This is a genomic window from Thermococcus sp., assembly GCF_027008145.1.
Classification (GTDB): domain Archaea; phylum Methanobacteriota_B; class Thermococci; order Thermococcales; family Thermococcaceae; genus Thermococcus.
This window is the reverse complement of the sequence record NZ_JALTCZ010000202.1, coordinates 36,614-49,839: the sequence shown is the minus strand read 5'-3', so window position 1 is coordinate 49,839 and position 13,226 is coordinate 36,614. Positions and strand designations below refer to the sequence as shown.

11 protein-coding genes are annotated in these 13,226 nt (G+C 53.2%); 3 read left to right on the top strand and 8 right to left on the bottom strand.

The window, feature by feature from the left end; genetic code table 11:
* Positions 1-62: 62 nt before the first annotated feature.
* From tmk to MVD07_RS10405, 3 genes are all read right to left on the bottom strand, one after another.
* Complete coding sequence (gene tmk, locus MVD07_RS10415) at positions 63-683, bottom strand: dTMP kinase (protein ID WP_297501858.1); 621 nt, start codon at positions 681-683, stop codon at positions 63-65.
* Positions 684-761: 78 nt separating this feature from the next.
* Entirely contained in the window at positions 762-1,469 is a 708-nt protein-coding gene (locus MVD07_RS10410; protein ID WP_297501877.1) for a phospho-sugar mutase, read from the bottom strand.
* 10 nt (positions 1,470-1,479) lie between these two features.
* Positions 1,480-1,752: a hypothetical protein gene (locus MVD07_RS10405; protein WP_297501855.1), complete on the bottom strand. Its 273-nt coding sequence runs from the start codon at positions 1,750-1,752 to the stop codon at positions 1,480-1,482.
* A gap of 133 nt (positions 1,753-1,885) precedes the next feature.
* Between MVD07_RS10405 and MVD07_RS10400 the strand changes: the two genes are divergently transcribed.
* The 3 genes from MVD07_RS10400 to MVD07_RS10390 all read left to right on the top strand — a co-directional run bounded on the left by MVD07_RS10400 (position 1,886) and on the right by MVD07_RS10390 (position 7,764).
* Positions 1,886-3,763 (top strand): phosphoenolpyruvate carboxykinase (GTP), encoded by a 1,878-nt coding sequence (locus MVD07_RS10400; RefSeq protein WP_297501851.1) that lies wholly within the window; start codon positions 1,886-1,888, stop codon positions 3,761-3,763.
* Between the two features lie 92 nt (positions 3,764-3,855).
* Positions 3,856-6,348, top strand: coding sequence for a maltodextrin phosphorylase (gene malP / locus MVD07_RS10395; RefSeq protein ID WP_297501848.1), 2,493 nt, complete (start codon positions 3,856-3,858; stop codon positions 6,346-6,348).
* 117 nt (positions 6,349-6,465) lie between these two features.
* Positions 6,466-7,764 carry a sodium-dependent transporter gene (locus MVD07_RS10390; protein WP_366078520.1) on the top strand — a complete coding sequence of 433 codons (1,299 nt, stop codon included), beginning with the start codon at positions 6,466-6,468 and terminating at the stop codon, positions 7,762-7,764.
* Between the two features lie 2 nt (positions 7,765-7,766).
* Here the strand turns inward: MVD07_RS10390 and MVD07_RS10385 are convergent, their stop codons facing one another.
* The 5 genes from MVD07_RS10385 to MVD07_RS10365 form a co-directional block, all read right to left on the bottom strand.
* Positions 7,767-9,482 (bottom strand): glutamate--tRNA ligase, encoded by a 1,716-nt coding sequence (locus MVD07_RS10385; RefSeq protein WP_297501845.1) that lies wholly within the window; start codon positions 9,480-9,482, stop codon positions 7,767-7,769.
* A gap of 268 nt (positions 9,483-9,750) precedes the next feature.
* A complete protein-coding gene (gene dnaG, locus MVD07_RS10380; protein WP_297501842.1) occupies positions 9,751-11,103 on the bottom strand; it encodes a DNA primase DnaG in 1,353 nt (450 codons plus the stop codon).
* Positions 11,100-11,498, bottom strand: coding sequence for a toprim domain-containing protein (locus MVD07_RS10375; RefSeq protein ID WP_297501840.1), 399 nt, complete (start codon positions 11,496-11,498; stop codon positions 11,100-11,102). The genes dnaG and MVD07_RS10375 overlap by 4 nt, the downstream gene beginning before the upstream one ends.
* 45 nt (positions 11,499-11,543) lie before the next feature.
* The gene (locus MVD07_RS10370; protein WP_297501837.1) at positions 11,544-11,873 is read right to left on the bottom strand and encodes a hypothetical protein; all 330 of its coding nucleotides are present in this window, start codon (positions 11,871-11,873) and stop codon (positions 11,544-11,546) included.
* A gap of 44 nt (positions 11,874-11,917) precedes the next feature.
* Positions 11,918-13,189 carry a TIGR04013 family B12-binding domain/radical SAM domain-containing protein gene (locus MVD07_RS10365; RefSeq protein WP_297501834.1) on the bottom strand — a complete coding sequence of 424 codons (1,272 nt, stop codon included), beginning with the start codon at positions 13,187-13,189 and terminating at the stop codon, positions 11,918-11,920.
* Positions 13,190-13,226: the final 37 nt, after the last annotated feature.

Here is a 13,226-nt window from a genome sequence, read left to right as displayed (position 1 = left end):
TGGCGGGGCGGCGGACTTGTAATCCGCCGGTCGCGGGTTCAAATCCCGCCCGGGGCTCCAGTTTATTCTCCCAGCAGGGTCTCTATGAGGGCGACAACCTGACTGTGGACGGTTTCAACATCATCGAGGGCGTTCACTATCTTAATCTCGGGGAACCTCTCGGCGAGCTTCAGGTAGTTTTCCCGGACCCTCTTCTGGAGCTCGAATATCTTGTCGAACTCGCTCTTTATCTTCCTGCTCCTGAGCCTCTTAATGCTCTCCCTAGCGGGTAAGTCCAGGAGTATCACCAAATCCGGCCTCACCGCGAAGCGGTTCAGGTCTATGAGCCACTCCAAGTCGAGCCCCCTGGCCCACTGATAGGCCAGCGAGGAGTAAAAGTACCTGTCCGATATTACGACCTTACCCGCCTGGAGGGCCGGTTTTATCAGCTTGTCAACGTGCTCCGCTCTGTCTGCTGCGAAGAGGAGAGCCTCGGCTTCGTGACTTATTTTAGCACCGTCTATTATGCCCTCCCTTCCGCCGGTGAGAACGAGCCTCCTTATGAGTCTCCCAAAGGCAGTATCAGTCGGCTCCTTTGTCAGGACGGCCTCGTATCCCCGTTCCTCAAACCACTCTGCCAGAAGCCTGGCCTGGGTTGACTTTCCGGCACCGTCAATGCCCTCAAGCACTATGAACGTTCCCACCGATGACACCTCCCGGGTAGAGTTATGACGGCTATCCACCGAACAATTGTTTATAAGGTTGTTGAAGAAAATCAAAAATCAGAGGGCGCCCTTCATATGGTCCAGGAGCTTCCATATGCTTCCGAACTCCTTCTCTTCCCCTTTGTAGTGGAACTCAACGACCCCTTCCGGGCGGAACCTGAGACCGAAGGTGTAGTCCCCCTTGGCCAGCTTGTGGAGGAAGACCTCCCTTGGCTTGGGCGGGAGGTAGCTGGTCATCATGTCGTTCATAAGCTCAACCTCGAAGCCAAAGTGGTCGCTCATGCGCGGGAAGAAGAGCACCGCCGGCGTGTTCATAGCGTCCACAAGGGCCTTCCCCTCGACTTTGAAGTTGTAGTGCTTGAAGACCTCGTGGAGGAAGTCATCCAAGGCGTTGGGGTAGTAGACAGTTGCCCCTATGTCGTTTGGGTGAGCCTCTATAAAGCTCCTGCTTTCCAGGATCGTCTCTATTTCGTCAACGTCTATCCCGCTTACGTAAACGCGGACGCCGTTGTAGTAATAGACGTAAGCCAGAGGGAGTCCCTTTCTGTGGGCGAAGTCCTTCAGGGCTATCAATGGAATGAGGCGGACGTCCATTATGGTCGAGCCCGTACTCACTATGCCCACAACCATCGCCCTCTTTCCGTACCTCGATATGGCCCTCCCGTCCCTACCGACCACTATAGTGCCGTGGGAGACCGTTCCTATGGCCCTTCCAAGAAGGGCGAGCTCCTCGGGGTTAAACCTCTGAGAGTAGTACACCTCCACCTTCATCACCTCAGTCCGGGAGTATCATACTTTCAACCCGTATCTTGACGTTCGAGCTAATCTTGCTGAACTCCTCTATCAGTGTGTTGCCCCATACAACGCTCTCCAGCCGTGCTACAACATCTTTGCCCACGTGAACGTTCACCCCTATTATCGCATTCCTGATTTCGCTTTCCTCTTCAATGACCGTCCCTGGGAAGATAACGGAGCGCCCAATTTTAACGTTTCTCTCTATCCTCACATCACTCCATCCGGCGAGAATCACTGCTTTCATACCGTGCACCACCTAAATGTGTATCAAATAGCGTTAAAATACTTTACCATGTTCATTATCTCCCTATTTAGGGCAGTAATGAACTCTATATGCCCCGGCAACTATTTTAAGACACCCACTAACTGGTCTAGGAGGCGATAACATGAAGCCCCTCGAAAGGCTTGAAAAGCTCCTTGATAAAGGGCAGTTCGAGAAAATAAAGGCCATAGACAACCCCGAACTGCACGCTTTTTTGGCCGAGTGGATTGAGTGGCTCGAACCTGAGAGGGTCTTCGTCTGCACCGACAGCGAGGAAGACGAGCAGTACGTCCGCTGGAAGGCTCTCTATTACGGGGAGGAGAAGATGCTCGAAACGCCGAACCACACAGTCCACTACGACAACTACTACGACCAGGCGAGGGACAAGGCTCATACGGCCATACTGACGCCGGGAGGCAGGGGACTTCCCTTCCTTAACACGAAGGACAGGGACGAAGGTCTCAGGGAGATAAAGGAGATTATGAAGGGGATAATGCATGGCAAAGAGCTTTTTGTATGCTTCTTCGTCCTTGGACCTAAAAACTCGATCTTCACTATCCCGGCTGTTCAGCTTACCGATTCGGCCTACGTTGCCCACTCCGAATTCATCCTCTACCGGAAGGGCTACGAGGAGTTCAAGAGGCTTGGAAGGGAGGCAAGATTCTTCCGCTTCGTTCACAGCGAGGGTGAGCTCGACGAGAGGAAGACCAGCAGGGACCTCGACGAGAGGAGGATATACATCGACCTTGAAGACGAGACCGTTTATTCCGTCAACACACAGTACGGCGGGAACACGATAGGTCTCAAGAAGCTTGCCTTCAGGCTTACAATACAGAAAGCCGTCAGGGAGGGCTGGCTCAGCGAGCACATGTTCCTGATGAGGGTAAACGGCCCCCACGGCAGAAAAACCTACTTCACCGGAGCCTACCCAAGCATGTGCGGAAAAACCTCGACGGCGATGATACCCTGGGAGAACATAGTTGGTGATGATTTGACCTTCATTCTCCCTGTTAACGGCGTGGCCAGGGGGGCCAACGTCGAGAAAGGAGTCTTCGGTATAATCCAAGGGGTAAACCCGGAGGACGACCCGATAATATGGCAGGTTCTTCACTCGCCGGTCGAGATAATCTTCTCCAACGTCCTTGTTAAGGACGGAAAGCCCTACTGGAACGACATGGGAATTGAGATCCCTGATGAGGGCGAGAACCACAGCGGGAAGTGGTGGCGTGGCAAGAAGGACAAAGAGGGCAAAGAGATACCGCCGAGCCACAAGAATGCACGCTTTACAGTTTCGCTTGAGCATTTCCCCAACGCCGATCTTGAGGCCCTTGAGAACCCATGTGGTGTTGAAATCGGAGGCATAATATTCGGCGGGAGAGACGCCGACACGTGGCCATCGGTGAGGGAGGCCTTCAACTGGGAGCACGGGGTCGTAACCATGGGGGCATCCCTTGAGAGTGAGACGACCGCAGCTACCCTCGGTAAGGAAGGAGTGAGGGCCTTCAACCCGATGGCCATCCTTGACTTCATGAGCGTCCACCTCGGCGACTACCTCAGGAACTACCTTGAGTTCGGTAGGGGGCTGAAGAGGGCACCCAAGATATTTGCCGTCAACTACTTCCTCCGGGACGGGAATGGCAACTGGCTGAATCACAAGCTGGACAAGGCAGTCTGGCTCAAGTGGATGGAGCTGAGGGTTCACGGCGATGTTGATGCTATAGAGACCCCAATAGGCTACATCCCGAGGTACAGTGACCTCGCGAAGCTCTTCAAAGACGTTCTGAACAAGGACTATACAAGGGAGGACTATGAGAAGCAGTTCACGATAAGGGTTCCCGAGTTGCTTGCCAAGATAGAGAGGATTGAAAAGACTTACCGCGGGAAGGTTGGAGACGCTCCAGAAGAGCTTTTCAAGGTTCTGGATGAAGAGAGGGAAAGACTCCTTAAAGCTAGAGCCAGATATGGCAACTACATCAGTCCCTTTGTCCTTGAGGGCTCTTAACCTTTTCTACACTTTTTTCGTCACTCAACGATGGGAGAATTTTTAAAGGACGAAACCTTAGTATCACCACCAATGATATAAGGTGGGTTGAAATGGCCGAGAGCTTTCAGTATATTCAGAATGAAATACGGAGAAAGCTTCCGTTTCCCCTGGCTGGGCTTGCAGAGCTAGCATACAACTACTGGTGGAGCTGGAACAGGAGGGCCACAAAGCTCTGGGAGCACATCGACCCAGATCTCTGGAGTGAGTATAAGAACCCAGTTAAGCTCCTCCTGGACACGCCCGGGGAGAAGTTTAAGGAGCTCCTCAGGGACGACGACTTCATGACCCTCTACGATCTCGTTATGGAACAGTTCGAGGGCTATATGAACCCCACCTCGACCTGGTTCTCCACGAACTACCCCAAGTGGGACAAGCCGATAGTCTATCTGTGTATGGAGTACGGCATAAGCAAGAGCCTCCCGATTTATTCCGGTGGTCTTGGAATACTGGCTGGTGACCACGTTAAGACCGCGAGCGACCTTGGGCTGCCCTTCATAGCGGTGGGCCTTCTCTACAAGCACGGCTACTTCAAGCAGGAAATAGACAGGGACGGCAAGCAGAGAGAGATATTTCCCGAGCACCACCCGGAGGAGATGCCCCTCAATCCAGTTCTCGACAGGAACGGCAACAGGCTCCTGATTGAGGTTCCAATAGAGGACAGGATCGTCTACGCGAGGGCCTTCGAGGTCAATGTCGGGCGCGTGAAAATTTATCTCCTCGACACTGATGTTCCCGAGAACAGTCCAGACGACAGGACGATATGCGACTACCTCTACAACGCCGAGATGGACAAGAGGATAAGGCAGGAAATACTCCTTGGAATAGGTGGAATGAGGCTGCTCAAGGCTCTGGGGATAGAACCCGGTGTTGTCCACCTCAACGAGGGGCATCCTGCCTTTGCGAATCTCCAGAGGATAGCCTGGTACATGGACGAAGGTCTTACCTTCACCGAGGCCCTAAGCCTCGTGAGGGGGACGACGATATTCACGACCCACACTCCGGTTCCCGCTGGTCACGACAGGTTCCCGATTGGGGAGGTAAAGAGGAGGCTCTCGGGTTTCTTGGCCGGAAGAGATGAACTTCTCGAACTTGGTCGCGAGGGCGACCAACTTAACATGACACTTCTGGCAATAAGGACTTCCAGCTATGTCAACGGTGTCAGTCAGCTCCACGCCGAGGTAAGCAAGAAGATGTGGAAGGCTCTCTGGCCTGGGGTTCCCCTCAACGAGATACCCATCGAGGGTATAACCAACGGCGTTCACACGATGACCTGGGTGCACAACGAGATGCGCAAGCTCTTCGACCGCTACATAGGCAAGGTCTGGCGCGAGCACACCAACATTGAGGGCATCTGGTATGCGGTGGAGAAAATCCCCAACGAAGAACTCTGGGAGGCCCACCTCGAAGCCAAGAGGCAGTTCATCGAGCTCCTCAGGAGGAAGGCAATAGAGAGGAATGAAAGGCTTGGGATAGACGACCCGATCCCGGCTATGGATGAGAACGCTCTCATAATAGGCTTTGCTAGGCGTTTTGCTACCTACAAGAGGGCAACGCTCATCCTGAGCGACCTCGAAAGGCTGAAGAAGATACTCAACGACCCTGAGAGACCAGTTTACATAGTATTTGGGGGGAAGGCTCACCCCATGGACGAGGCCGGTAAGGAGTTTCTCAGGAGGGTGTATGAGGTCAGCTTGATGCCCGAGTTCAGGGGCAAGATATTCGTTATGGAGAACTACGACATGGGCAGTGCCAAGTTCATGGTTGCTGGAGTTGATGTGTGGCTCAACAACCCGCGCAGACCTCTGGAAGCCAGCGGAACGAGCGGTATGAAGGCTGGTCTGAACGGCGTCCTAAACGTCAGCATCTACGATGGCTGGTGGGTTGAGGGCTACAACGGTAAGAACGGCTGGGTGATCGGCGAGGAAACCACCGAGCCTGAAACCGAGGCTGAAGATGCAAAGGACGCCGAGTCTCTCTACAGACTCCTTGAGGAGACGGTAATACCCACCTACTACGAGAACAGGGGTAGGTGGATTCACATGATGAAGGAGAGCATAAAGAGCATCGCGCCTCGCTTCAGCACCCATAGGATGCTCAAGGAATACATGGACAAGTTCTATTCAAAGGCCATGAGCAACCACATCTGGCTTACCCGGGACAACTACAGCGGAGCCAAGGAGATAGCGTCCTGGAAGGATCGCGTCACATCGGCGTGGCAGAAGGTTGAACTGAGGGGGGCCAGTGTTAAGGAGGGTAAGCTTGAGGTCAGGGTTTATCTTGATGGTCTCCACCCAGACGACGTCAGGGTGGAGCTCTACTACGGCGTCCGCGCCCAGGGGTATGATATAGAGAGGCCCCACATACTCGAGCTGAGGCATCCGGAGCGGGTGGGGGAGAACGAGTGGCTTTACACCCATCAGAACAGCGCCCTCAAGCACCTCGGTGATCCCTGCTGGCACTACGCGGTGAGGATACACCCACACCACGAGAAGCTCCCACACAAGTTCCTCCTCGGCCTTGTCAAGTGGCTTGGCCTCGATTGAGGTTTTCTTTTTTCTGCTCACTTCATCTTGTACTAAAATTTCTTCGATATTGGAACTTTTGAACAGTTAAATTTTTTTACTTTGGAACCTAAGCTTCCAAGAAAAATCAAATAGGTGATGCCCATGGATGAAATGAAAAAGTGGACGCTGTACATAACTTTCCTCGTGGCGGGATTTGCCACGGGAATAGGTAGCATAGGTCTGTTTCCTCAGTTCTGGATGGAGTACGGCATGACGGGACTGATAGTTCACGTGCTTTTCCTGGCACTGTTCACCTATCTGGCCATCCTCGAGACGGAGGTCGTTATGAAGTCCGGCTACTACTTCGTTGAACTCTTCCAGAAGGTTCTCAGGAAGCCAGCGATGGTTCTGGCGTTCTTTATCGTAATCGTCATGTTCCTGTCCTACTACACCGCCAACGTCATGCTGAGCCTCCTGTCACCTGTTCTGGGAACGGGGACAATTGGAAGGCTCATAGCAAAGGTCATAATGTTTGCAATCGTGTTTGTTATAATCACCCGTGCCAAGGAAAAGACCTTTGTGATAATGGCTGGCGGTTCGTTGCTCTTTGTCATAGCCGTTATAGTCACGGCCATAGCCTTCAAGGTCGTCATACCCGAGAACCCGGCTTATCTCAACACCGCCAAGAGTATGGTGTTCTCTTGGCCGGGCATCAGCTTCAACATGATAAAGGACGCAGCGATAAGGGCTATTTACGGGGTGGGGCTTGGCTTTGCCTTCTACCTGATGCTTGGGAGCTTCTTCAACGAGCGCTTCAATGCCAAGCTCATAATTGGCTCGGGAATCTTTATTGAGTTCATAATAAGCGTACTGTCAACGGTGATAGTGGTTTACTCGGCAACGCTTGCAACGCTCCAGAGGTTGACCCAGTATGCTTACGGTGGGGAGGAAGGGGCGATAAAGTTCATGGGTGAACTGCCTCAGATACTTGCCCACCATCCACTACTGCTCGCCCTCATAGCGATCTCAATATTCTTCGCCGGGCTGACGAGCATACTGCCAACTGCTGAGGTTGGACTCCAGATAGCCGAGTCCACAATGAAGATCTCAAGGAGTAAAGCAGCTACCTACCTCACGGCCCTAGCCCTTGGCCTCGGAATTCTCGACTCGCCCCCGAGCATAGCGGACATGATGCTTAAGGCAGTCACCATATCGGCCTTCTTCACGGCCATCTACGAGGCCTATCCGGTTATGGTCGGTAAAGTTTCAAGCGTGAACAGGGGCATAGCGGTGTTCGCGTCGTTCATCTTCGCGATAGCGGGCCTCGGTGCATTCTACACCTACGGTAAGATCGGTGGTGTCTACATCCTCTCGGCAATACTGGCTGCGATAGTGGTGCTCTTTGGACTCTTTGGAAACAGTCTTGTAAAGAGGAAGGTAGGAGAGGGGGCCTGAGATCACTTGTGGGCAAATACCGCCCTCACCTTTCCGTCTTTTACCCCATCTATCCTCACGAAGCCAAAGCGCTCGAACTGAACAATATCGCCGACCTTAACGCCCGCGTCACTCTCAAGGAGGCCTTTTCTCACGATAAGCTCCTCACCCTCTGGAACCCAGACCTCGCAAGGTCTGCCCTCAGTTACCCAGTGAACCATCCTCCAGCGGTTTTCTCTGGCTACCTCATAGTCAATGCTGTGGAATTTGGCCCTTATCTCGTTGCCAGCCTCGACTATCTCGACATTGAAGAGGTCCTTGAGCCTTACAAAGTTTCCCGGCTTGAAGAGCTTCATATCGTCCTTGGAGACGTAGACCGGCCTTCCGGGGACAAACTTGAGCCTTCTAACTCCCCTCTCGGGATAATCCGGATGAAGGGGAATCTCGGCTATGAATTCCCTGGCCCCTTCGATGTACAGGGGGATCGGATCTGCAACAAAGAAGTAGCGGTTCGCTATAGGTTCCACTATCTTCCTATTTATCGCAGCCAGGTTGTCCCAGCTTATGGTAGTATCGCTCCTCTTTAGTCCGACCTCAAGGATTAGCTTCCTTATGGCCTCGGGTCTTATTCCGCGTCTCCTCAAGGCACGGATCGTTCCCAGCCTCGGGTCGTCCCAGCCGAGGTATTTTCCTTCCTTAATGCCTTTCCTCGTCTTCGACTTGCTGAGTATTACGCCCTCAATGCTCAGCCTTCCGTGGTGCACCGTTACAGGATATTCCCAGCCGAGGTAGTCGTAGATGTAGCGCTGTTTCGTCTCGTTCTCGGCGTGCTCCTGCCCGCGGAATATGTGGGTAACCCCTAATTCGTGGTCGTCTATCGCTGATGCGAAGTTGTAGAGAGGCCAGACGCGGTATTTGTTGCCAGTTCTCGGGTGATTGGGGTTGTCTATGATTCTCAACGCCGGCCAGTCCCTGACTGCTGGATTCGGATGCTTGAGGTCGGTTTTTATTCTAACGACGGCTTCCCCCTCTTTGTACTCACCGTTCAGCATCTTCCTCCATCTTTCAAGCTGAACTTCAACGGGCTCATCCCTGTGAGGGCAGGCAATCCCTTTATCCCTTAGCTCCCTGAACTTTTCTGGCTTACAGGTGCAGACGTAGGCTTTGCCCATCTTAATCAGCTTCTCAGCATAGCTGTAGTAGAGCTCAAGCCTGTCGCTTGCTATGTGAATTTCATCAATCCTGAAGCCGAGCCACTCTAAATCCTCCTTAATCCACTCGTAGAAAACCGGCTCGGGCCTCTTAACTTTCGGATCCGTGTCGTCAAAGCGGAGGATGAACTTGCCATCATACATGCGGGCGTACTCGTGGCTTAAAACAGCGGCCCTTGCGTTCCCGAGGTGGAAGGCACCATCCGGGTTGGGAGCGAAGCGGGTAACTACCTTCCCTTTCTCGGCCTTTGGCAGGGGTGGAAGACCCTTCCTTTCCCCCTTCTTTTCCCTCCTCTCCTCGAAGAACTCTGGATAAAGCTCCCTCAACTTAGCTTCCTGCTCCTCAAGGCTCAGGGTGTTCACCTTCCCAACTACCTCGCTCACTAGGGGGATTATCTCTCTGGTCTTTGACCTCAGCTCTGGGTTCTCTCCGAGAACCTTTCCGATGACAGCCTTTGGATTGGCCTTTCCCCTGTGGGTGTAAGCGTTAACCAGCGCGTACTTCCAGATGAGCGTCTCAACCTCCATTTTCCACCACCGGGAAAAGAAGAGACGGGGGAGTTATAAAGGTAGTCCCGGAGAGTGCCTCATTCCCCCTCCCATTTCATGAGCTCATAGAACATCAGGACGAGACCAACGTCCCCGAACAGCAGAGCACTCAACCCTAAACTCAGAATTCCAAGGAGGATCCCCTAGAGGAGCACTCCAATTCAAAGAGCATCACCCTGATCTCCTCCATACAGATTCCCCTATAATTGCCCGGTTGGCTAAAATATCGCTGAAAAGAGAAGAGAAATTACTCGGCGAAGGTGAGTATCTTGAGGTGGACGGGCCTCCTTACGACGTTGTACTTCCTAGCTCCTACGAGGTAGCGGACGCCGGTCTCGCTGACGGTGTCTATAAGCCTCTGGGTTATCACGCCGTTGAATACAACTGCGTAAACGTCCTTGCGCTCCTTGAGTTGATTGGTGAGCTCTCTGACAGGTATCTCGGCTATGACTTTCTTGTTCTCGTCGAGGAGCAGTGCAACGCCGTCCTTCTTGACGCGCTCGATGAACTCCGAGAACTCTTCAAGTTCTGGGCTCGCGGACTTCTCTATGGGCTTGACGATCTTCTCAACCTTGGGTTCGGGTTTTACCTCCGGCTTGACCTTCTGCTCCGCCCTCTGGGGCTGAACCTGTGGCCTCTCGGCCTTCTCCTCCGAGCGCTCCTTCACGAGCTCGTAGAAGCTCTTCCCCTTGTTGAACATCTCGTTGATGACCTGCTCCGCCGGAACCTTGCTCCTTAAGGCCTTCACTATCTCCTTTTTTGTAAGCTCTTCGACTTCCTTGCCCTCCGGGGCCCTGGCAACGTAGTCAACATCAGCAACTTGGAGGAGCTCCTTGAGGATAAGCTCGCCACCACGGTCGCCGTCGGTGAAGGCTGTAACTATCCTCTCCTTGCTGAGCTTGATTATGGTCTCAGGAATTGAGGTTCCCTCGACGGCTATGGCGTTCTTTATGCCGTGTTTGAGCAGGTTGAGGACGTCTGCCCTTCCCTCGACGACAATAATTGAATCCGAGAACGGCACGTGTGGTCCAGCGGGGAGCTTCTCTGGTCCGTACTCGATGAGCTCCTTGGCTCTAACGGCCTTCTTGACCTCCTCGGTGAGCTCCTGGGTCTCGGGTATCTCCTGTTCCATTAGGGTTTCGAGTATCTCCTTGGCTCTCTCGATTATGTACTTCCTCTTGGTTGCCCTGACGTCCTCGATGCGGAGAACCCTTATCTTCGCTTCAGCCGGTCCCACGCGGTCTATGGTCTCTAGGGCCGCCGCGAGGATAGCCGTCTCAACCCTGTCGAGGCTCGATGGAACCGTTATCGTCCCGTAGGTCTTCCCTGCCTTGTTGTGAACCTCGACCCTAATCCTTCCTATCCTCCCGGTTTTCTGGAGCTCCCTTAGATCAAGATCGTCCCCGAGAAGACCTTCGGTCTGGCCGAAGATGGCCCCGACGACATCGGGCCTTTCAACGACACCGTTAGCCTCAAACTCTGCGTAGATAACGTATTTGGTCGTTCCGAATTCGTCCTTTCCAGACATGACACCACCCTCTTTAGTCTTTTTTCGCTTTTCAGCCAAAACGTGCTGAAGCACTGTCTTTTTCCTCTTCATTCAATCCCCTCCCTCCGGGGGTCAGAAACGGAGACCTTAAGATAGAGCTCGTAAAGGTCTTCCACACCCTTGACGTCCTTCCTCACGAGCTTCCTGAGTTCTTTCCATGTCTTTATGTCCACCCTGCACGGGTAGCCATTAAGGTACCTGAGGAGCTTTTTTGCAAGCTCCTCGCCCTTCCTGTCAAAGTCAGTGAGTATCATGACGTCCCGATGCGATGAGGCGATGAGCGCCACCTCGGCCAAGGGCAGGCGTGAGAGCCTTATTATCTCCGCCCTGACCCCCAGATTTCTCAGGGCCACCTCGTCTCGCATGCCCTCCACAATGAGGGCACCTTCAAACTCTCGCAGTTCGTCTATAATCTGCAGGAATCTTTTATAGTTTTCGGCGTACATTTCGCCTTCGTGATGGAGTAATTCCCTGAATTATAAGTCTTTGGGTTACGGCTTCAGGCTCCACCAGAGTCTGTAGTTATCTCTCTTTCCCTCGGATATGGCTATGAACGCCCCTGAGAAGGGTAGCGTCCAGAGTATGGCCGCCTTCCATCCGGTCGCGTTCGTTTCAACACCTATAATTATCGCCACCACAAAGCCGGCGAAAAAGCCTATGAAAGCGTAGAGCAGAGGTGCCCCAACCCCCGGCCTTAAGCTCACGGCGTAAGCCCCGAGGAAAACTATTGCCAGAGAAAAGGCGCCCACGACATCTCTCCGCAGGAGGTAGTAGACCCCGGCAGTGATTAGGATGAAGGCTATAGCAATGGCGTCCCTCATGAGACCACCTTGTATGGTAAGGCATAAAATCTTAAAACCTTTGCTCAGCAGGGTTCGTTTATCCTCCCATGATAGCTCGTGGGTTCTTCATAAAACTCCTCTATGAGCTTCTGGAGCCTTCTTGAAAGCTCGATCTGAATCCCCCAAGAACCCTCAATCTTGCCCTTCGCCGCCATCCTTCCAAGGAACTTCTTCATCTCCTCGCTCAGAGGGGAGGGCTTACACCTCGCCCAGGGCGTTCCTGGCAGGGGCATGAAGTAGTGCGCCCTTACCTTCCCGCCCTTCCGCATTATCCACTTCATGAGCTCGATGCTCTTCCCTTGGCTTTCTTCGCTCTCACCCGGCAGGCCGACTATAAAGTCCACAATGGGCTCGAAGCCGTATTCGACCATGTACTCGACCGCCCTCTCCACGTGTTCAACCTTATGGAGCCTGTGCATGGCTTTGAGCATCGCATCATCCCCGCTCTGGGCGCCTATCGCTAAGCGCCTGTTGTCGGCATAGTCTATTAGCAACTCCAGCGTCTCGGGTAAAACGAACTCGGGTCTTACCTCGCTCGGGAAGGTGCCGTAAAACAGCCTCCTCCCCTCTTTTCTGAGGGGCTGGAGGGCCTTGAGGAGGGCCTCAAGCTTGTCCAGCTTCAGTATCGCGCCCGGTGAGCCGTAAGCGAAGGCGTTGGGGGTTATATAGCGCATGTCCCTCATCCTTCTCGAATACCTCACTACCTGACCTATCGGCCTGTGCCTCATGCGGAACCCCTTGATGTATGGCGTCTGGCAGTAGTAACAGCGGAAGGGGCAGCCCCTGCTTATCTCGATGGGAGAAATCAGGCGGATGCTTTCCGGGTAAGGGGGGAACCTCCAGAAGTCCTCGACCTTGGCAAAGCCTGTAAAGGTGAACTCCCCGTTGAGGTAGAATGCCAGTCCCCTTATGCTTGCCAGCTCTCTGGTTATTCTGTAACCCGTTTTCTTGAGCGTTTTGAGGAGCTTGTAGAGGACTTCCTCTCCCTCACCGATTACGGTGATGTCAAAGCCCATCTTTAGTGTGTGTCTCGGCATCGCAATCGCGTGGTAGCCACCGGCCACGAGGAGCGTTCCCCTCTCCTTCAAAAGCTGAACTTCCCTTGGGAGATCTCCCCATATCCCCTCAGTGAAGAATGAGTAGAGAACCACCTTTGGCCTCGCCTTCAAAATCTCGCTGAAGTCCTTTGTTATCAGAAGTTCATCGAGGTCAAAGCCCTGACTTTCCAAAGCGCCAAGGAGGTGGACGAAGGCGTTGTGGTTGCGCTTTGTCATCCTGATCGCTATTTCGGGCATGACTGACACTTGAAAAAGGACTTTAAAACGGTAACTG

What these genes read in the sequence shown, in the direction of transcription:
- MVD07_RS10385 (WP_297501845.1), bottom strand. Translation starts at nt 9,482, where the DNA reads ATGGAGGTTGAGACGCTCATCTGGAAGTACGCGCTGGTTAACGCTTAC.
- MVD07_RS10400 (WP_297501851.1), top strand. Translation starts at nt 1,886, where the DNA reads ATGAAGCCCCTCGAAAGGCTTGAAAAGCTCCTTGATAAAGGGCAGTTC.
- malP (WP_297501848.1), top strand. Translation starts at nt 3,856, where the DNA reads ATGGCCGAGAGCTTTCAGTATATTCAGAATGAAATACGGAGAAAGCTT.
- dnaG (WP_297501842.1), bottom strand. Translation starts at nt 11,103, where the DNA reads ATGAAGAGGAAAAAGACAGTGCTTCAGCACGTTTTGGCTGAAAAGCGA.
- MVD07_RS10370 (WP_297501837.1), bottom strand. Translation starts at nt 11,873, where the DNA reads ATGAGGGACGCCATTGCTATAGCCTTCATCCTAATCACTGCCGGGGTC.
- MVD07_RS10365 (WP_297501834.1), bottom strand. Translation starts at nt 13,189, where the DNA reads ATGCCCGAAATAGCGATCAGGATGACAAAGCGCAACCACAACGCCTTC.
- MVD07_RS10375 (WP_297501840.1), bottom strand. Translation starts at nt 11,498, where the DNA reads ATGTACGCCGAAAACTATAAAAGATTCCTGCAGATTATAGACGAACTG.
- MVD07_RS10390 (WP_366078520.1), top strand. Translation starts at nt 6,466, where the DNA reads ATGCCCATGGATGAAATGAAAAAGTGGACGCTGTACATAACTTTCCTC.